This is a genomic window from Enterococcus sp. AZ109, assembly GCF_051714625.1.
Lineage (GTDB): Bacteria > Bacillota > Bacilli > Lactobacillales > Enterococcaceae > Enterococcus_A.
The window spans coordinates 140,793-159,582 of the sequence record NZ_JBIOSF010000002.1 but is presented as its reverse complement, the minus strand read 5'-3'; the positions used below and the strand labels follow the sequence as shown (position 1 = coordinate 159,582).

26 protein-coding genes are annotated in these 18,790 nt (G+C 39.8%); 19 read left to right on the top strand and 7 right to left on the bottom strand.

Annotation, left to right across the window (positions count from 1 at the left end; all coding sequences use genetic code 11):
- Positions 1–93: 93 nt before the first annotated feature.
- The 4 genes from IGI42_RS17370 to IGI42_RS17355 all read left to right on the top strand — a co-directional run bounded on the left by IGI42_RS17370 (position 94) and on the right by IGI42_RS17355 (position 2,786).
- A complete protein-coding gene (locus IGI42_RS17370) occupies positions 94–1,047 on the top strand; it encodes a hypothetical protein (RefSeq protein WP_438717235.1) in 954 nt (317 codons plus the stop codon).
- Between the two features lie 506 nt (positions 1,048–1,553).
- Positions 1,554–1,898 (top strand): hypothetical protein, encoded by a 345-nt coding sequence (locus tag IGI42_RS17365; protein ID WP_438717234.1) that lies wholly within the window; start codon positions 1,554–1,556, stop codon positions 1,896–1,898.
- A 144-nt stretch (positions 1,899–2,042) separates the two neighbouring features.
- Positions 2,043–2,441 carry a helix-turn-helix domain-containing protein gene (locus IGI42_RS17360; protein ID WP_438717233.1) on the top strand — a complete coding sequence of 133 codons (399 nt, stop codon included), beginning with the start codon at positions 2,043–2,045 and terminating at the stop codon, positions 2,439–2,441.
- A 12-nt stretch (positions 2,442–2,453) separates the two neighbouring features.
- Positions 2,454–2,786: a hypothetical protein gene (locus IGI42_RS17355; protein WP_438717232.1), complete on the top strand. Its 333-nt coding sequence runs from the start codon at positions 2,454–2,456 to the stop codon at positions 2,784–2,786.
- A gap of 45 nt (positions 2,787–2,831) precedes the next feature.
- Here IGI42_RS17355 and IGI42_RS17350 read toward each other — a convergent pair whose 3' ends face one another.
- Positions 2,832–3,395, bottom strand: coding sequence for a helix-turn-helix transcriptional regulator (locus IGI42_RS17350; protein WP_438717231.1), 564 nt, complete (start codon positions 3,393–3,395; stop codon positions 2,832–2,834).
- A gap of 258 nt (positions 3,396–3,653) precedes the next feature.
- Here IGI42_RS17350 and IGI42_RS17345 point away from each other — a divergent pair, with 258 nt between their 5' ends.
- The 4 genes from IGI42_RS17345 (at position 3,654) to IGI42_RS17330 (ending at position 7,720) form a co-directional block, all read left to right on the top strand.
- The gene (locus tag IGI42_RS17345) at positions 3,654–3,989 is read left to right on the top strand and encodes a hypothetical protein (RefSeq protein ID WP_438717230.1); all 336 of its coding nucleotides are present in this window, start codon (positions 3,654–3,656) and stop codon (positions 3,987–3,989) included.
- A gap of 278 nt (positions 3,990–4,267) precedes the next feature.
- A complete protein-coding gene (locus tag IGI42_RS17340) occupies positions 4,268–5,422 on the top strand; it encodes a sensor histidine kinase (protein ID WP_438717229.1) in 1,155 nt (384 codons plus the stop codon).
- Between the two features lie 8 nt (positions 5,423–5,430).
- On the top strand, positions 5,431–6,171 hold the full coding sequence (locus IGI42_RS17335; RefSeq protein WP_438717228.1) for a LytR/AlgR family response regulator transcription factor: 741 nt from the start codon (positions 5,431–5,433) through the stop codon (positions 6,169–6,171).
- 415 nt (positions 6,172–6,586) lie between these two features.
- Positions 6,587–7,720: a sensor histidine kinase gene (locus IGI42_RS17330; protein ID WP_438717227.1), complete on the top strand. Its 1,134-nt coding sequence runs from the start codon at positions 6,587–6,589 to the stop codon at positions 7,718–7,720.
- Positions 7,721–7,910: 190 nt separating this feature from the next.
- On the opposite strand, the gene IGI42_RS17325 is transcribed toward IGI42_RS17330, so the two are convergent.
- Positions 7,911–8,285: a hypothetical protein gene (locus IGI42_RS17325; RefSeq protein ID WP_438717226.1), complete on the bottom strand. Its 375-nt coding sequence runs from the start codon at positions 8,283–8,285 to the stop codon at positions 7,911–7,913.
- Positions 8,286–8,571: 286 nt separating this feature from the next.
- Positions 8,572–8,928 (bottom strand): hypothetical protein, encoded by a 357-nt coding sequence (locus IGI42_RS17320; protein WP_438717225.1) that lies wholly within the window; start codon positions 8,926–8,928, stop codon positions 8,572–8,574.
- 386 nt (positions 8,929–9,314) lie between these two features.
- On the opposite strand from IGI42_RS17320, the gene IGI42_RS17315 reads away from it, so the two are divergent.
- From IGI42_RS17315 to IGI42_RS17295, 5 genes are read left to right on the top strand one after another with little or no spacing between them, the layout of a single operon-like run.
- A complete protein-coding gene (locus IGI42_RS17315) occupies positions 9,315–9,842 on the top strand; it encodes an RNA polymerase sigma factor (protein WP_438717224.1) in 528 nt (175 codons plus the stop codon).
- A complete protein-coding gene (locus tag IGI42_RS17310) occupies positions 9,835–10,584 on the top strand; it encodes a hypothetical protein (protein WP_438717223.1) in 750 nt (249 codons plus the stop codon). Before IGI42_RS17315 ends, IGI42_RS17310 begins: the two co-directional genes overlap by 8 nt.
- On the top strand, positions 10,581–11,447 hold the full coding sequence (locus IGI42_RS17305) for an ABC transporter ATP-binding protein (protein WP_438717222.1): 867 nt from the start codon (positions 10,581–10,583) through the stop codon (positions 11,445–11,447). Before IGI42_RS17310 ends, IGI42_RS17305 begins: the two co-directional genes overlap by 4 nt.
- A 3-nt stretch (positions 11,448–11,450) precedes the next feature.
- Positions 11,451–12,608 (top strand): ABC transporter permease subunit, encoded by a 1,158-nt coding sequence (locus tag IGI42_RS17300; RefSeq protein ID WP_438717221.1) that lies wholly within the window; start codon positions 11,451–11,453, stop codon positions 12,606–12,608.
- A 32-nt stretch (positions 12,609–12,640) separates the two neighbouring features.
- Entirely contained in the window at positions 12,641–12,865 is a 225-nt protein-coding gene (locus IGI42_RS17295; protein WP_438717220.1) for a hypothetical protein, read from the top strand.
- A gap of 40 nt (positions 12,866–12,905) precedes the next feature.
- Here IGI42_RS17295 and IGI42_RS17290 read toward each other — a convergent pair whose 3' ends face one another.
- Together IGI42_RS17290 and IGI42_RS17285 are read right to left on the bottom strand one after the other, a co-directional pair.
- Complete coding sequence (locus tag IGI42_RS17290) at positions 12,906–13,442, bottom strand: prolyl-tRNA synthetase associated domain-containing protein (protein WP_438717219.1); 537 nt, start codon at positions 13,440–13,442, stop codon at positions 12,906–12,908.
- Positions 13,443–13,512: 70 nt separating this feature from the next.
- Entirely contained in the window at positions 13,513–14,364 is an 852-nt protein-coding gene (locus tag IGI42_RS17285; RefSeq protein WP_438717218.1) for an alpha/beta fold hydrolase, read from the bottom strand.
- A 138-nt stretch (positions 14,365–14,502) separates the two neighbouring features.
- On the opposite strand from IGI42_RS17285, the gene IGI42_RS17280 reads away from it, so the two are divergent.
- The 5 genes from IGI42_RS17280 (at position 14,503) to IGI42_RS17260 (ending at position 17,274) form a co-directional block, all read left to right on the top strand.
- Positions 14,503–15,045 (top strand): TetR/AcrR family transcriptional regulator, encoded by a 543-nt coding sequence (locus IGI42_RS17280; RefSeq protein WP_438717217.1) that lies wholly within the window; start codon positions 14,503–14,505, stop codon positions 15,043–15,045.
- 219 nt (positions 15,046–15,264) lie between these two features.
- The gene (locus IGI42_RS17275; protein WP_438717216.1) at positions 15,265–15,639 is read left to right on the top strand and encodes a DUF3796 domain-containing protein; all 375 of its coding nucleotides are present in this window, start codon (positions 15,265–15,267) and stop codon (positions 15,637–15,639) included.
- Between the two features lie 4 nt (positions 15,640–15,643).
- Entirely contained in the window at positions 15,644–15,850 is a 207-nt protein-coding gene (locus IGI42_RS17270) for a helix-turn-helix transcriptional regulator (RefSeq protein ID WP_438717215.1), read from the top strand.
- A 10-nt stretch (positions 15,851–15,860) separates the two neighbouring features.
- The gene (locus IGI42_RS17265; protein ID WP_438718319.1) at positions 15,861–16,433 is read left to right on the top strand and encodes a Crp/Fnr family transcriptional regulator; all 573 of its coding nucleotides are present in this window, start codon (positions 15,861–15,863) and stop codon (positions 16,431–16,433) included.
- A 55-nt stretch (positions 16,434–16,488) separates the two neighbouring features.
- Positions 16,489–17,274, top strand: coding sequence for an SDR family NAD(P)-dependent oxidoreductase (locus tag IGI42_RS17260; RefSeq protein WP_438717214.1), 786 nt, complete (start codon positions 16,489–16,491; stop codon positions 17,272–17,274).
- A gap of 106 nt (positions 17,275–17,380) precedes the next feature.
- On the opposite strand, the gene IGI42_RS17255 is transcribed toward IGI42_RS17260, so the two are convergent.
- Complete coding sequence (locus IGI42_RS17255; protein ID WP_438717213.1) at positions 17,381–17,884, bottom strand: hypothetical protein; 504 nt, start codon at positions 17,882–17,884, stop codon at positions 17,381–17,383.
- A 213-nt stretch (positions 17,885–18,097) separates the two neighbouring features.
- Here IGI42_RS17255 and IGI42_RS17250 point away from each other — a divergent pair, with 213 nt between their 5' ends.
- Positions 18,098–18,247, top strand: a complete 150-nt coding sequence (locus IGI42_RS17250) for a hypothetical protein (RefSeq protein WP_438717212.1) — start codon at positions 18,098–18,100, stop codon at positions 18,245–18,247.
- Positions 18,248–18,295: 48 nt separating this feature from the next.
- Here the strand turns inward: IGI42_RS17250 and IGI42_RS17245 are convergent, their stop codons facing one another.
- On the bottom strand, positions 18,296–18,664 hold the full coding sequence (locus tag IGI42_RS17245; RefSeq protein WP_438717211.1) for a YccF domain-containing protein: 369 nt from the start codon (positions 18,662–18,664) through the stop codon (positions 18,296–18,298).
- Positions 18,665–18,790 lie beyond the last annotated feature (126 nt).

Here is an 18,790-nt window from a genome sequence, read left to right as displayed (position 1 = left end):
ATTAAGTAAAATTCCATATTAATGTGTGAAGAAGGCTTGACGAAAAGGAGAATTGTCGCCACAATGAATAAGGAAAACAAAACGAGGTGAAACATGAAAACCACAAAAAAATGGTTGATCTTTTGGGGCATCCTAGCTGCTTTGTTTGTTGCAGTCTTCGCTGTTGTGTTAACGGGAAACTTCCCGCAATTTACTATCCCCTTCAGTGTATTTGCTAGTGATGAAAAAGAGCAGCAAGAGACTGAATTACCTAAATTACCGGCACTCGCTCTAAAGGATGTTAATGATCAAGAATTATTGAGTGCTCAAACCGATAAGATTAATGCGTTAAATGATGGGTTGCAACAGCCTGATAGCCTAGCTAGCTCACAGGATTTAGAACATGTGTTTTTAACAGTATTTGGCAATATTGCTGATGATGGTATTGTTTATGAACTGTATCGTAAAGTCTATCCAATGATTAGTTCTGAGGAAGCAGCGTTTGTTCAGGTAGGACTAATTGGCTTTGGTCAGACCTTGCAGGATGAACAAGCGGTTACCAATCAGCGGCAGCAATGGACATTTACCATGGCTGATGGAACACGAAGAGATTATTTAGTAGATATTACTTATAACGACTCAGAGCTGATGAGCCTGACTGTTTCTGATGGAGCAGATACTTCTGCCTTGTTAATTACCGCTGATGATACGTATTTGGATCGCTCAGCCGACTTTGAAACCCAGTGGGCAGATATGATTGCAAGTGGTTCTGATGAACAGTTATACCAGCAAATGCGCAAGTCTGATTTAAGTCCTGAACAAACTGAATTTGCCGCTCTTGAAAAAGAAGTACCTTTGAAGGACCCAACTGGATTCTTTGATTTATTTGTCGCAACACGTGGTGATCTGCGACAGGCCTATTTAAATCGTTTCTACCATTCAAATAGTCCCATAGATGGGGTAACTGATTATTACTTCCTAGTTCCTACCTCGCAAACGGAGAGTGACACTTATAAAGTGGAATACGATCGACTACAGCAACGGATTAATTCGGTGACTAAGCAGTAATAGTAAGTTGAAAAAATAGTTGTACCGATCTCCAAGCGTTAGATTAATCTAACACTTGGAGATCGGTTTTTGTGTTAAAAGTGTAAAAATTGCTGTGGCTAAATTAAGTAAATAAATTTATGAGCGAACTTAATTTGTAACGAGTTAATGTGATGTATAATTAGAAACACAGTTTTTGCAAAAGTTGATCTTTCGTAGATAAGCAATTTTTTCATTGAGCTGTTTGTGTACAGCGTATTGAAGATAATACCCCTTAAGCAAATTCTTTAGTCTTTGTAAAAAAATTTTTAAGAATGTTTTAAAAAGTTCTTGGAGGCTCGTTTCAATAATTATGTAAACTGGTCCGAAAAGGCTAATTATCTGATAAAAGACTTTAAAAAGATTTTTAAATAACCGTTTAGAAGTGTTTGTTTAATTCTTTAGGTGTCAAGCTATAAAATTAGCCATACCATTTAAAAAAAATATATGATACTATAAAATGGAGAAAACGAAAAAGAGGAATGGTTATGAAAAAAGGACTAATAGTCTGTTTATTGACATTGCTTTTACTTTTTGCAGGTTGTCAGAAAAAAGAAGATCCTGCAGCAACTAACACAACAAATTCAGTGGAGGTATTAATCCCTACTAGTGGCGAAAATGAACGGCAATATTTAGCCGAACTGATGCAGGAATGGGACGGTGCTGAGATTGAGCGTCAACGTTACGATTCATATGATCAGTTGTTTAAGGAAAATTTGGAAGTGCGAGAAGATAAACGGTTCAAAGTAGGCACTAATTTAGAACTAATAGGTTCTCATGCAGATGACACGGATAGTAAAGTATGGTACGGATATTTTGTAGCAAATGAATAGTGACAAGCATGATTGGACGAAAGTTTGGTCATGCTTTTTTGTATAAAAAGCCCGATTTATCAAGATGTAAAAGCATTTTTACGTCTTTTCAAACGGTTTTTGATTTAAACTAAAGACAAAAGAAGAGAAAATGAGGATAAGCAGATGGAAGTTGGAGCAAAGCTGAGAGAAAGAAGAAATATCTTGCATATGACGCAAGACGAAGTTGCCGAAGCATTGGGGGTAACGCGCCAGACGATCTCCAATTGGGAGAATGGCCGCAGCTACCCAGATATCGAACGAATCATTCGTTTGTCGGATATCTACCAGTTGTCTTTGGACGAATTATTGAAAGGAGACCATAAAATGGTTCATCAACTGCAAAAAAATACCCAACAAAATCGTTTCATCAAGACTTTTATCCTTTTATTGTTAGTCAATGTAGTATTAATGCTGGGACTAATCTTCATTAGTCCAGCCAGTACAACTATCTGGGCATTGATCTTTCTCTTAGTCATCGCAAATACCTTCAGCTTATTCTACTTAATTATCAAGAAAATATAGGAGGTGTTAGTTATGGATCCACGAATGATCGTATTTATTCTTTGTTGCGGGATTATTATCGCCGCTAGTATGTGTTTATGCTACTTTATTTATTCCCTTGTATTAATCGACGCTAAGGCCAGGGGGCTGGAACGTCCCAAGTTATGGGCCTTTCTAAGTCTCAGTGGGCAATCTGGAGGCGGCTTGCTGCTGTATTTTTTCAAAAGAAGAAAATACGAAGTGCACTTGACTCGTCAAGAACAAGAAGCGATGAACCAGCTAAAACGTAAGATATTTGCCATCTTTTTTGTAGAATTTGTCGCTATCGGATTTTTCATTTTTTCAATCCTGCCAGAAACTATGTAGAAAAAGCCATCAGTCTTTGATTTTCGAGAAGACTGATGGCTTTTTTTAACTAAAATACAGACTAAGTGCAGCTAAAAAGCCACCTACCAAACCAAAGCCAACTACCAAGGCGACCTTGATCCAAAAATCTCTTCTGGCATTTTTTCGGACTTCTTCTTCCTCAATGGTTTTGCCGTCATAAAAGGCGATGATTTGCGAGTAGGTTTTCATTTGGCGGTCTTTCTTCATCTTTTCGATTTTCAAAGCCCCGTGCATGGCGAATAACCAACACACTGCCGGAACGATCAAGCCTATGTTCCCAAAAGTATTCAGCGATGGTCCAAGCAGCAAGGTGGTTCCTAACAAGCCTATAACCATTTGGATGCTTCGTTTGTTCCATTCCTTCTTACTTAATTCATTTCTCATGATCTCCACGTCTCCTTTGACTAATTCATCCAAGGTCACGTCAAAAAGAACACTCATTAATAATAAGTTGTGAATGTCGGGATAGCTGTGTTCATTCTCCCAGTTGGAAATCGTTTGGCGTGAAACATACAGTTTTTCTGCCAACATTTCTTGGGATAAGCCATCGCGATCCCGATATTTTTTAATTTGTTTGCTGAGGTTCATTTTGTTCGCTCCTTTGTATCCTTAGCTTAAGAGATCGCGGGGATTTCTGCGATCAAATGTCTTTATAATAGTAGGTTTTCGCCTGTCAAAGACTTTTGACACCTTGATTTGACAAGGTTTCTTCCTAGTTTAGCGTTACATTAGCACAATCGTCAATCTTTTTTACTAAACAAGCAATAGAATGGACCGTTTGGGAAAAAAGGCCTTTCTTTTGTGGCTGTTGGTTAGAATTAACAAAGGGAGAGGGGGAAATCTCTGATGAGTGACGAAAAATTGTGCCAAGTGATTCGAGGGATTGTCGGCTTCTGCTTTTTTCTAGGATTTTCCTATCTGCTTAATCCTGAATTTGTCGGTCAGTATTGTTTTTTAGTGATTGCCTTTTTCATTTCCTTAGTTGGCGGACTGATGTATTATCGCCACTTGCAAAGAAGCCTTGAAAAAAAAATAGCTCTGGAGGAAGAAAAACTAAAGCTGCGACAGGAAAAGCTGCAGCAAGATTTTGCTGAAACGATGAAGGAATTGTTGGTGATGCAAACGGAAATTCAGGAATACCATCAAAAAACCGATGAGATGGCAAAAAAGGACCTTGAATAGAATATTTCAGATTGTAATTCGATTAGATTTAGCATAGAATCATCTTAAAAAGGGAACGGAGACTCAATACCATGTTTATGTCTTTTAGTCGAGTGATGCAATTTTTTCTGATCAATAGCCTTACTTATTTCTTTATTAAATGGTTTACTATCGAATTGTTCACTTTTTTTATCGGCAGGAAGCTTACTAGAAAGCAAACGCTTCTTTGTCTTCTTCTCTATCTTCTTTTAATAATTTTTCCTGCATCCTTATGTACGGAAATTGGAGCAGATCGCTATATGACTGAACGTGCCGACATTATCACTATGGTAATTATGTGCGTTGGAGAGCTTGTCTTTTATTTATATTTGAATCGTGGTATATCCTTACGAGGAATTTCTGGTTATTTTGCGGCAGAAACAGTACTAGGGGTTTTTTTAGGATTCAGTAATCTGTTTACTGAACGACTTATTAACTATTTTGATTTAACTTTTCCGTGGTCGTTTATATTGGATTACGATATCATTAAGCCAATTCTCTACTATCTTTTTATTAAGTTGCTGTATTCAGTCAACTTATTTCCTTTTATTGATTCCCTATTTGAAACGCGAAAACGGGCCGTCTTCTCGACTATTGTTTTTTTTGCCCTTGTTTACTTAGATTCAATCATCGAATTGCTAGCACCTGAATTCACTGCAGAATACCCCTTTGCTCATAATATTTTCATTTTTGTTTTGGTTTGTTTCTTGATGATTTTTTGTGCCTTTTACAAAAATGCTCAGTTGCGGATTGCCGAACAAGAGGCGACACTTTTGCAGCAGGAGAGTTATGTAAAGAGCTTAGAATCGATTCAGCGGGATATGCGGACCTTGCAACATGATTACAAAAATATCTTGTCGGGCTTGTACTTGCAATCAGAAGAGGGCAAAACGGAAGAGATCAAAGCTTACTTGAATCAAACACTGGGACAGTTGGATGAAAATGTCGCCAATAAGATTAAGGAAACCACCCATTTAAGCAATATTGAGGTTTCAGCCGTCAAAAGCATGGTGCTGACCAAGTTGGCAGCGATGGAGCAGTTGGGAATTCAGTGTAATTTGGAAGTGAGCGGACCGATTAAAGATATCAACATGGATTTGAATGATTTTGTTCGCTGTTTAGGGATTTTATTGGATAATGCTATCGAGGAAGTCCAGCAGCTCCAATCCGATGTGGCTAAGCTGGATGTGATCTTGAGTAATGAAGTCGAGGATTTAACCGTAATCGTCAAGAATCCTACGCGGGAAAAACCAAAGATCCACCAAATTTGGCAGGAAGGTTTTTCAACCAAAGGAGAGAACCGTGGATTGGGCCTGTTTAGTTATCAACGAATTTTGGACAAATATCAACATGTTTCCAAGCAGACGATTCTCAAAGACGACGAGTTTGTACAAATATTAACGATTAGAAATTAGGTGTAGTGATGGTAGCCATTTATATTTGTGAAGACAATCTAGTATTTCAACAGGAAATTTGCAAGACGGTCGAAAATTATTTGATGATTCAGGCCTACGATATGCAGGTAGCCTTGGCAACTGCCAAGCCTCAAGAAGTCATTGCGGCGATTCAAGTCGAAAAAGCCCGCAATATTTACTTTTTAGATGTGGATTTAAAGGATGAAACCATGAACGGTTTTGATCTGGGGAAAGAAATTCGCAAAATCGATCCCCGAGGCTTTATCATTTTCATTACCGACCATAGCGAACTGTTGGCGGAAACCTTTAAATATCGCTTGGAAGCGATGGATTATATTGTAAAAGGTGATATAGCGAACATTCAGCGAAGGGTGCGGGAGTGTCTGGACAGCGTGCAGGAGCGTCTTCAGCAGGAGCAAAAAGAAACCCGCCGCTATTTGCCGGTTAAAATGAATAATGAAGTGTTTTATGTAGCCATCGATGAAATTTATTTTATAGAGACATCGCCCCATAAGCATAAGGTAGTTTTATATGCGGTGGATCAGCAATTAGATTTCTTTGGCAACCTGCAGGATTTGGAAGAGGAGCTGGGTGCGGATTTTATGCGGGTGCATCGTTCTTATTTAGTCAACACCAAGAAAATCAAACAACTGGATTTTAAGACCAACACGATTTACTTTGACGACGAACTCAGTTGTTTCTTTACACGAGGGAAGAAGAAGGCGTTGAAGGAATTGATGGGGAAATAAAAATACTTGGAAAAAGCCAGATTGAAAGCTTTTTTTGCTATCCTATATTTTGATTGTCCTATCTCTACTTACAAATTCAAGAAAAGCCGTCAGACTGAAAAAGATTCCAGAGTAAATAATATTAGATTGTAATTTGGTTAAATTTGGCATAGAATCATGTTAAAACTTGAACGGAGATTTTGAATAGATGTTTATGCCCTTCAGCGAAGTAATGAAGTTTTTTATTACTAATACATTGACTTTCTTTTTTATTAAATGGTTTACTATCGAGTTGTTTACTTTTTTTACGGGTAAAAAACTTACGAGAAAGCAGACAATACTTTGTATCCTCTTATATATTTTGTTGGTTGTTTTCCCAATTTCCTTTTTAACCGAGGTTGGAGCAGATGGGAGACTAACAGAGCGTACGAACCTAATGATAGTAACCATTATGGGCTTTGGCGAAATTATTTTCTTTTTATATTTGAATCGTGGGATAACTTTAAGAGGGATAGCTGGCCGTTTTGTTGTGGAGACTTTACTAAGTGTTTTTGGCGGATTCAGTAACCTATTTGTTGCCAGAGCCGTTAATTATTTAGGACTAACTTTTCCGTGGCCGGATATTTTAAATAGAGATCTGATCATGCCAATTTTCTACTTTCTTTTCATCAAACTTCTTCACTCAGTCAATTTAGCGCCTTTTATTGATTCTTTGTTTGAAACGCGCAAACGAACCATCCTCTCAACGCTGGGCTTTCTGCTGCTTTCCAATTTGAATGGAATCATTGAATTATTGGCACCAGAATTTACCAGCGAATATCCCTTTGCCCACAATTTTCTGATTTTCACTCTAGTGTGTGGGTTAATGATATTCTGTTCATTTTATAAAAATGCGCAACTGCGAATTGCTAAACAAGAAGCGACCTTGCTCCAACAGGATAATTATGTCAAAAGTCTTGAATCAATTCAGCGGGATATGCGGACCTTGCAGCATGATTACAAAAATATTTTGTCGGGGCTGTACTTACAGTCGGAAGAAGGCGAAACGGAAGAAATTAAGGCCTACTTGAGTCAAACCTTAGGACAGTTGGACCAAAATGTGGCTAACAAAATTAAGGAAACCACTCATTTAAGCAATATTGAGGTTTCAGCCGTCAAAAGCATGGTGCTGACTAAGATGGCGATAATGGAGCAGCAGGGGATTCAGTGCAACTTAGAAGTGAGTGGACCGATTAAGACGATCAATATGGACGTGAACGATTTTGTACGCTGCTTGGGCATTTTGCTGGATAATGCGATGGAAGAGGCGCAGCAGCTTTGTGTGGATGTGGCTAAGCTGGATGTAATCTTGAGTAATGAAGTAGAAGATTTAACAGTGATTGTCAAAAATCCTACGAGGGATAAACCAAAGATTCATCATATTTGGCAGGAAGGTTTTTCAACTAAAGGAGAGAATCGCGGATTAGGCTTATTTAGTTATCAGCGAATTCTAGAGAAGTATCAGCATGTGTCAAAGCAGACTTTTGCTAAAAACAATGAGTTTGTACAAATTTTGACGATTAGAAATTAAGAAAAGCAAAGGTTGGCATTTGATAGTGTGAGGATATCTGAGGTTTCAGCCGAAGATTTGTAAGATTAATTCCTGAATGTTTAACTGTTGAAATTTACTATGACGATAGCCAAAGATTTTTAAATCGTTGGAAAAAGCAGGTACCAAAGGAAATGATTAACGATGAATACAAAAGCCTAACGAATTTTCGTTAGGCTTTGTTTAGTGTCTTCTGATTAGAATAACAAACTTGTTTTAATTTATGTTGCACAAAGACGAATTGCACGGCTAATAGTAAAAATAGCATAGCCGCAATCATCATAGCACCGGTCTCTTCACTAATCCGATTAGATGCAAGTATGGGAACTGCCACGACAAATTGGATGATACCAGCGGTGAAACTGAATTTTTTAGCCCATGTCTGTGCCATTTTCCACCATCTCCAGCTGCCAACAGCTAATGTGGAACGAAACCCGATTACTGAATGGATGCGGTAGCGGTTATTTGATTTCGCTACGTCGAATTGGAACGGCAAAATAACCCACCAAACGACACAAACCACAAACAGCAATACCCAGTCTAACATACGCCTTTGCCTCTTTTCTTCTTTGAATTTAAAGGAAATACTAGCACACTCTAATCGAAATAAAAAGGAGAAAATGATGAGAGTTTTATCATGCAATTATTTTATAACGCAGGGGTAGAGAGAAACCCTTAACATTCCCTTAATACCGGGGTTGGTTCGTTACTGGCAAGCTTGATTCCTAGAGGTTTCGGCCGGTCCCGTCTTAGTATTTTTCGAGGGGAAATTAAATAGAAAAACAGCTGCTAAATCTATTTCTTTTTTCAATAGATCCTTTTTATGGGTAATCCTATTTTGTGCCTTTAAATTTAAAGGAGTCCATTAGTTTTTCCCGTTCTTCAGCTGGTTTTTGATAAAAACTGTAGCTGCTAAGATAGACGATTAACAGCAGGATAACATTTAAGGATAAGCCATCCCCATTATTTCCACTTTCACTAAAAAATCCGCTGAATCCGGCAATTGAATGTAAAAGTTGTGCACCTGACCTAAGAACACACAAGAAAACCATTGTGGATGCAGTTAACGCTAAGGCATTACGATTGCTTTCTTTTTCTTTCTGGGTGCCGGAAGCTTCAGTTTTGTAAATGCAATAAGTGATAACGATTAAGATAGCAAAATCAAGCAGGTTGGATAGAAATGGATACATAGTCTTGTTCTCCTTTGTTTGTTTTATTTGAATTTAGTTTACCAAGTTAAATGACTTAATAGCGTTGCATTTCCTAATTGACAGTTTTGGTGGCTTAAACGGCATTTTTTCAAATTTTGTAAAGAAAGTACCAGTTTTTCACAATTGGAAAGTTGAGTAAACCAGTTAAAGGTGTCCAGTTTCCCAAACTAGCTTGGGTTTATTGCTGTGAGACACACCGATTGCTTTAGCAGAGTTGATGTTGAACACTACCTTCTCCAGTGCTCCAAAACTAAGCGAGTTTGCGAAACTTTTTCTTACAATAGTTAAATGATTTTTCCGCTTGCTTTGTTAATATATAGTGAGCACACAGGAAAGAGGTGATACTTATCAAGGATTATTTGCTGGTGAGGCAGATCAAAAGAGGTGATCCGGAGGCTTGGGAGCAACTGGTGCAGCGACATTATGACACGATTTATGCTTATTGCTACCGCAGATGCTTTGGGGATAAAAAGCTGGCGGAGGATTTAACCCAAGATATATTTTTTAAGCTGATTAAGAGTATTGATAAGTATCAGTTTACTGGAAAGTTTTTCAACTACTTGTTTACGATTGCGGTGAATACTTGCAACAGCTATTATACGAAAAAAAGATTTCAGTTAACGGAGCTGGAGGATTACTTGCCAGATACGGGGCAAAAGGATTCGTTGACCAAGGTAAGTGAAGAGGAGCGGGCTATGGCGATCCAAGAATCCTTGAACCAACTACCGGAAATCCAACGGGAAGCACTTATTCTGAAGTTCTATCATGACCTGAAGGTGAAGGAAATTGCCAAGATTACCGGAGTTAGTGTGTCGACAGCCCAGTCACGAATTAATCAAGGCACGAAAAAGCTGGGGAAATTGCTAGATAAGGAGGCGTTAATGGATGAATGACGAGAAAATGAAAAAGATAATTCACTATCAGGTTGTCTTAGATGATGCGGCCAAAGAGCGAGTTATTACAAGAGGAAAAAGCTTGTTGGAGCAGCAGCAGCTTAAACGACATTCGTTTTTTGATTTGTTGGGGATTGTGCTGCGGTTTATTCCGGTGTCGGTTTGGGTTAAGCAGCTGGGATGGTTTGCCGTAATCTTACTGTATATCCAATCTGTCAAATTTGATCTAGTTTATGGACGAGAGTTTAGTGTGCTGATGGGGGGGCTGACGATTCTAGTCTTGTTTTCTCTTCTATTGTTGCTGGATGAATTATTCAAGAGCTTCAACTTTGGCACCTGGGAGCTGGAGCAAACCTTAAAGTACAGTCTAGATGAGCAGTTTTTGGCGAAAATTTTGATTTTTGGGTTGTTTGAACTGGGCGTCGTCTTGGCGCTGTCATTGATTTGTCAAAATTTTTTGATGCTGATCTTCTGGAAAGTCGCCTTGTATCTGCTAGTTCCTTTAAATCTATTTACGATTGTGGTTCTGTCACTTTTAGTGAACTGGGAAAGCAACGGGTTTCGAACGTCGTTGTGGGTGGTGTCAGGCATCGCCATCACAGTAGTTGGTGGGACGTTAATCTTCTCACGTTTGTACGAAGCCAGCATGTCTGTCTGGTTCGTCTGTTATTTAGTAACAAGTTTGATTTTAGGGGGAATTATTTTCAAATGTATCGATAGAACTGAGAGGGTGGCGCTATGAAGTTGGAATTGATGAATGTAACGAAAAAATATGAAGAGACAACGGTAGTGGACAATGTGTCTTGTGTCCTGACCCCAGGTGTTTATGGTTTACTGGGAGCCAATGGTTCAGGGAAAACTACCTTGTTTCGGATTATCTGCGGATTGATCGCAGCCAACGAGGGGGAAGTCCTTTATGATGGAAAAAATACCAGTGCTGAAGGGGAGGCCTTTCGTACGATTTTAGGTTTTTTGCCCCAAGATTTTAATTACTATCCCGAATTTACCGCGATGAAATTTATGCTGTATATCGCCGCTTTAAAAGGGATCAATGGGAAAGTGGCAAAGAAGAAGAGTGCTGAGCTATTGGATCAAGTTGGTTTGGGAGATGTTCAAAACAAACGGATCAAGAAATTTTCTGGTGGGATGAAGCAGCGGCTGGGGATTGCCCAGGCGTTGCTAAATGATCCTGAAGTGCTGATTTTAGATGAACCGACTACAGGATTGGACCCGAAGGAACGGGTGCGCTTTAGAAATTTGATCTCGTCTTTTTCTCAAGAAAAAATCGTGATTCTCTCTACCCATATTGTGTCTGATATTGAGTATATTGCTGATGAGATTTTGGTTTTGAAAAAGGGCAAGCTGGAAAACCGGGGAACCGCCCAGCGCTTGATTCAAGAGATCGAATATTTTGTTTGGGAAGTTGAGGTAAAGGAGATTGAGGTGCGTGCTTTTCAAATGAAATATACTATCAGCAATCAGAAAAATACCGAACGGGGAACCGTTTTGCGGATCGTCAGCGAGCTGCCTCCTACCGCCGATGCTCGATCAGTGACACCAACGTTGGAAGACTTGTATCTGTACTATTTTCGGGAGGAGGTTTAGAGGATGGTGGCATTAATTAAGTATGAAATCCAAAAAGTGGTATTAAACAAATCAGTCATGGGAGCCTGTGTAGTATTCTTGCTAGTTTTGGGTGGGATTTTCAATATTTATTTAATAAATTCGCGGCTGCACACCAGCTTTCATAACACTATGACCAACAGTGAGGCTGTACAAAAAAATATTGAATTTACCTCTAAGTATGTGGGGGATTTAACCATGAAAAAAGTACAGGCTGCGATGAATGATTACAGTGAGGAGCGTACGATAGATCCCGACGGTGGCATGTTCAATATGTATTCGTATTATACGCTTAATACCTTCGCCAAAGATTCAGGTACTTTATTTACCAGCATCTATGACTCAGCCCAAGCTGGAAAAGTCTTTCCAGTGGATAAATCAGAGATAAAAACATTGGATCAGGCGGGCTTCAACCAACCGGAGACCGGCTTTTTGCAAACCGGTAATTTTCCGACTTGGTCGATTCTTTTAGATGCGTTGGATCGGATTTTCATTCTGACAGTCTTGTTGATTATTTTCATTTGCTCGACAATTTTCTCTAGCGAGGTATCCAGTGGGATTATTGGTTTGCTGCTTTCCACGAAAAAAGGACGAACCCAGTCCACCATTGCAAAATTATCGGCGGCGGTTATTATCAGCGTAGGGATTTTCTTGTTTTCACAAATTGCGACAACGCTGTTGTTCCAAATTTTATTTGGCTTCAGCGGCTGGAATGTCAGCGTGCAGGCGAATCTAATGTGGCATGTACGTGATTTTCCTTGGTTTATCAATTTGCTGCAGGTCTTTCTGCTGACTCGGGGCTTCCAACTGATCTGTGTGCTGAGTATTGTGGGGGCGACTTGCATGATTTCCAGCATGACAAAATCGCCCTTTACTTCGCTGGCTATATCATTAGGCGGGTTCTTTGCGCCGCAGCTTTTGCTGAGGGTTATTAAGGAAGGAACGATGCACACTATTTTGTATCTTTTCCCCAGCAATAACTATGGAACAGAAACCTTGCTGGAACTGATCCAGAAAAACGAAGGCTTTTTGTTAAGTTCGGTTGCGGGGAATTTGTTAGCATTAGTTGGAATTCTCCTTCTGTTAAAATTGTTGTGTGATTTGCTGGCTTACTGGCGGGTTAAAGTTTATCGGATTTCTTAATCGGTGTATAATTGTGGTGAGGAGGGATCGAAATGGCGTATGTCGCTTTTGCTGGAATTATGATTACCGGGATTTTGCTGCTGGCAGCAGTATTGACCAAGCTGCAGGGCGGTTTGATCTTTTCGTTTCCTATGAGCTGGTTAAGAGAATGGGATGTGGAACAGGAACGGAAGGCTGGGATGAAATTCGCGGATTTTGTTTTTCGCTATGTTCCGCCATTCTTTATCGCCTCTTTGATTATCTTGTTACTAAGCTAAAATGAGCGAACTTCCCTGTTGGAGGTTCGCTCATTTTGCATTAATCGATAAATAGGGCTTCGTGTCCGGTGTAAGGCAGGAATTTTTCAAATAAGTCTGTGGTTTTCAACTTCATATAATTGGTAACTGAACCAGAGCTGCAACCGTACCATTCCCGTTGGGCAACTGATTGGTCAAAAACCAGTTGAATTTCGTGATCTGTGTCTAGCAGAAGACCAAAAATCGTGGCAGCACCGGGAATCACGCCTAAACGATCCTTCAGCAAATCCGCCGAGGCAAAGGATACTCGCGGGATTTCCAGCTTTCTACCAAGTTCTTTGGTGACGAATTTGAAATCTGCTGGTGTGATATACAAATAGAATTTCGTTTTCTTCTGGTTGCAGAGAAAAATAGTCTTCACTACTTCAATTCCTAGTCGGTCATCGATGTCTTGGCAATCCTCCATCGTGATCGCTTCTCCTGTTGCGACTTGGAAAAAGGGAATTTCCAGCTTTTGCAAGGTTTCATAAGTCTTTGCTTCTAACTCAGAGCCGAACTCCTCCGGCACAATTGTGCGCATTTCACTAACGTAAACCATAGCAACCTCCTTTTTATAGGATAGTTTAGCATAGATCGCACGTTTAGAAGGCGTTTTTGAGGAAAAAGCGTCACTCAAACTTGTCGACTAAAAATAAAGCAATTTGTTCCATGTATTCAGTATTGAACATTGGATCGCCGTGAGCACCGCCATCAATCCATATAACATCTGGCCCGCTCATTAAACGAATTAATGATTTTTGTGATTCTTTGGGGAAGAAATCTTTTTCCGGCAGAAGCAGCAGCACTTTACCGGGGAGCTGTTGAAAATCAGCTTTGGTGCAGGTAGGGCTGTTGAAGATATCCAAAAGCAGATGGCCCATATTGATTAGCGTAGACTTCGACATGTCAGCGTATAACGTGTGCATCGCTTCGGTGATTTGCTTTGTGTTTTCTTGGTTGGTGCCGTTGGTCATGTTTTGGATGGATTCTTTGATGATATTTTTTCGGACCATTCGAAAGGGCAGAACTTTTGCCAACAATACGGACAAACGAAAGGGCAGGATGAATTTTTTGAAGCTTTTTTTGGTCTCATCAGTCATGCCGCCGCTGGAAATAAGAACCAGTCCCTCAACGCTTTGAGGATATTGCTTGGTGAACAGCTGGGTCAGCAATCCGCCGTAGGAACCGCCAATGAAGATTGGTTTTTGGATCTTTAATGCATCAATCAGCTCATAAATAGCAGAAACTTGCTGAGCGTTGGTTTTCAAATTGCTGGGAAAGGCAAAGGTAAGGATTTGATAGCTGGTTTCAAAGTAGGAGATGTATTCAAACCAAGATTCCGAGGTTCCAAGTCCACCGTCCAAAAGAACCAAAGTATAATTACCGCTACCACAAAGCAGGTAATGAAAGGTCGTATTGGATAATTGGATTGTTTGATATTCGTGTGTTTCCAAAAAATTGTTTATTCGTTCACTGATCATAGGAGAGCCCTCCTTTAGTGGCACACTTGTGTCATCGCTATACTTTCAGTATATTGGTAGGAGACAGGTTACACAATACGCGGGGAATCATTGGCACATACTTTTGTTTTTGTGCCAGTAGTAGTTAAGGAGAAAATCATGGAGACGAGTGAAACAAAACAATGGATAGTAGAGGCTCTGATTCGATTACTAAAAAGGAAAAATTATTCCGATATTACCATCACCAACATTACTGATGAAGCTTTGTTGGGGAGGCGAACCTTTTATCGACATTTTAAGTCAAAGGATGAAGTAGTTGAACTAATTAGTCTGCAATTAGTCGATGGATTTGCGGATCGGCTATTGGTGGAAAAAGCCGAAACCTTTGATGAGATCATGAAGACTTACTTTACCTTTTGGGAAGAGAATATTGAGTTATTTCTGCTGCTGAATAAAGCTAGGCTTTTATATTATATAGAAGAAAATATCGAAACCATGATTGTGAAGGTTGCGTTGAAAGTGGGGCATGTTGCGGGAGATACTGCGGATGCTATGAAGATAGTGGAAAATCACAAATATGAATTTGCTTATAAATTAGCCGGTTTTTGGAAGCTGACACTGGTTTGGAGTGAGGAAATGCCAAGAAAATCGGCGTCTGAGATGAGTCAGCTCATTGTAGAGTTTATGGGGGTCATTAGGTGAAAAATAAAGTTAGGAAAGTGTCGATAAAATCATACTTACCATGGTGAAATATTTCTGCCGACATTTCAAATCAAATTGAACCTATTACTGTGTTTGTTAAGTTAGGAAATGATGTTTAGTCTCGAAGTTTTATGTGGATACTACTTGTTATTGCAGATCGAATCTCTGTGTGATATATTTGTATCATGATACAAATATATCACACAAGGAGGAGCGTCCATGTTTAATCCACGAGCAAAGAAAGGTATGGGCTTTTTAGGCTTCTTAGGTTTTTTAGGTCTACTAGGATACCTGCTTGATCATCCAGATTTTTATCTCTTTTTTGCCTTTTTCGGGTTCTTCGCCTTCTATTGGGAAGGTCGTTTGAACAAGGAAAAGCCAGACGAACGATTAAAGTCGTGTTATACACGTGCGCAAACTATTGCGTTTCGAGTGGGAATGTCCATCAGTTGGGGTACACTGATTCTATTAACTCAATTCAGTTTACCTTATAAAACCAAGTATTCGGTTTTGGTGATTGCTATCAGTCTAGCTTTTGCACTTTCTGTGATACTGGTTCCGATGTTGACTTATCGCTACGATAAAAAAGGGTGAGCCGATGATTATTAACCAAGTAAAAAAATATCGTTTAGAGCAAGAACTGACCCAACAGGAATTGGCAGAGCTGGTGGATGTACGGCGAGAAACGATTGGCCGGCTGGAAAACCAGCTGTACAATCCGTCACTGGAGTTGGCATTGAAGATTTCCGATATTTTAGGGCAGGATGTAAATGAGATTTTTCAGTTGAAAAATGAAGGGAAGTGACTCTTTGGTGATGATCAGTAATCATTTAGAAGAAATCCTGGAACTGGATCTTTCACCAGAAATTAAAGAGGAGGTTGAAAGAAGTCTTTCCTTAATCACTTTTTCTAAAGGGGAGACAATTTTAAGAGAGGGCGACTGTGCCCAACATCTTTATATTGTTTTGACTGGGGTCGTTCGCGGTTACTATATTGATGAAGCCGGCAATGATATCACGAAATGCTTTGCTTGCGAGTCCGGCTTTTTCTCCACTGAAGGGTTTCGGACAGGAACGGCTTCTACTTTCACGATTGAATGCTTAGAGGACTGCCAAAGTATTCGAATTCCATATGCCTGGTTGAATCAGCTGTTGCTGGAAAATCCAGCGATTAATACTAAAATTCGGCAGCTGTTCCAGCAGGAGATTCAAGTACAGGAACGAAGAAGTCGAAATTTAGTACTGCTGGATGCCGAGGCGCGGTATGTAGATTTTTGCGAAACGTTTCCTCAATTGGCAGAACGGGTTCCTCTAGGCTGCGTAGCTTCTTACATTGGGATTCGTTTAGGTTCCTTGAGTCGTATTCGTAGGCAGCGGCATTTAACTTAGGTGAATTACAGGCACTCTTTTTTGCGGCATAATGCTGGCAGAAGGGAGTGTTTTTGTGGAGACGATTTTAATTACCGGAGGAACTAGCGGGATTGGTTACAGTATTGCTAAGAAATTTGCAGAACAGGGGGCCAATCTTATTTTGGTTTCTTCCAATCAACAGAATTTGGCTAAGGCGAAAAGTGAGTTGAAGCGCCTGTTCAATAGCTATATCATCACGATTCAGCAGGACTTGTCTCAGTTAGGTTCGGCCAAGGAGCTTTATCAGAAGGTGCAGGAAAGAAGATTGCAGGTTGACACGTTGATTAACAACGCCGGTTTTGGTTTGGTAGATGCGACTGAGGTGATTGAGTATCAGGAGGACGAAAAAATGATGATCTTGAATATGATCAGTTTGGTTCAGCTGTGTAAATTGTTCTTGCCGGACATGTATCAACGAAGGGCTGGGAAAATTCTGAATGTTGCTTCTACCGGAGCCTTTCAGCCGGGGCCGTACACTTCAACGTATTTTGCCAGCAAAGCATTTGTCCTCAGCTATAGCAAAGCTATACGAATAGAGGCTAGAAAAAAAGGGGTACAGGTTGGGGTGCTTTGTCCTGGAGCCACCCGCACCAATTTCTTTCCTCGCGAGAACACGCAGCCAACGATTGACGCTATGCAGCCAGAGGTTGTGGCAAAGATTGCGCTGCGACAGCTACAAAGAAATCAAGGTGTAGTGATTGTCGGGCTAAGAAATCAGATCACGCAGCTGGCACCAGCGAAGTTAAAAAGTCTGGTTGTGGGACGAGTGAAGCAAAGGGAAATAAGTAAGCGAAAAACGGAGGATCACCTAATCCTTTAGCAATTAAAAATGCGTATCAAAATCGATTCGCTTTTTAACTGTACGTACCACCATCTTGTAAAAAGACCTGCCTACAGAAATTGTAAGCAGGTCTTCCGTATTTGAGCTATGCCGACTCCCAAACCTTCTGAACTTCTTCACGATAGGAATTGTTAGTAAACTGATTCAGTTCTTCATCAATCTCATCCGTAAGCAAAGGAAGATTTAATAGTCGCGGATTAAACCTCCTTAATTGTTTTTTTCCGTCACGGATGATAGCGAATAGTTCGTTGAACAGACCAGAAAAGGCATGGTCAGAATCGGCGTTTTTAAGTTGCTCGCTCGTACGGCGATAAACTTGAATACTAGCTAAAATAGCCTTACTCGTATAACCATCGGCCAATTGATTTTGTAAAATAAAGCCAAAAACCAGCGACAGGTCTTCTGCTAATTTTTCAGGATCAGTCTTTTGGTGACGGGCGCAAATACGGTCAAATATTCGATCAATTCCCTCAGTACTAATATCATCCGTCAACATGTCTTCCATGCTAATCGCAAGTTCTTCGTTTTTTCCCACTAAATATTCAACTAAAAACAACAGATCGATTTTAGATAATTTTTCCAGTTTCATCCTAATCCCCCCGTTCATTCAAATGAAAACCTTTACAATTAAAGCATAACAAAAAATAGGCCGATTGACTATTGGATTTGGGAAGTTCAAGAATTTAGGATTCGTTTATTTTTACTGGATTACTCCCTAATTTTCTGAGGAAAAAGAAAACTACGAAACTTGTAGAAAGCGCTTAGACAGGATAAACTGAAATAGTAGGGAGAAAATGGATTTATGAACACGAGTAGGTTATTGATTTATATTGTGATCATCGGCTTGTACAATATTGGACTGAATATTAATCATCGCAAAGGAAAACTGGTGAGCAAAACATTGATTTATATTCAAATCGGATTGAACTTGATTTTAGTAGATGGGGTTTAATTAATTTGTTTTTTGGCTAACAAAAAACCAGATACAAAACGTACCTGGTTATCTGCGATAGACTATTTCTGCACCGAACGGCATTAAAGCCAAGCGGGCTAATTTCAATGATTGTGCGGCGAATGGAATCCCAATGATGGTGATGCACAAGAAAAAGGCACTAATCAAGTGACCAATAGCTAAAGGAATCCCGGAAACGATCAGCCAAATAATATTTACGATCAAATTGATCCCAGTGGTGCGATACACGACATCTTTGCCAAAGGGCGCAAAGCTCAGGCTGGCGAATTTGAAGCATTGCAAACCAATGGGGATTCCGATAATGGTGATGCACCAAAGCACTCCGGCTAAACACCAGGTGATTCCGCCGATTAATCCTCCGAAAATGAACCATATAATATTGCCTAGACAAGACATTTGTCATCTCTCCTTTGATTATAGTGTACCATTTTTTGTAAAAATAACCTCCTACTAAGGATGGATATTTAAAAAGGCTGTCTAAAACCAGTATGTGTAGCCGGATACTGAAACTCAATATTTTTG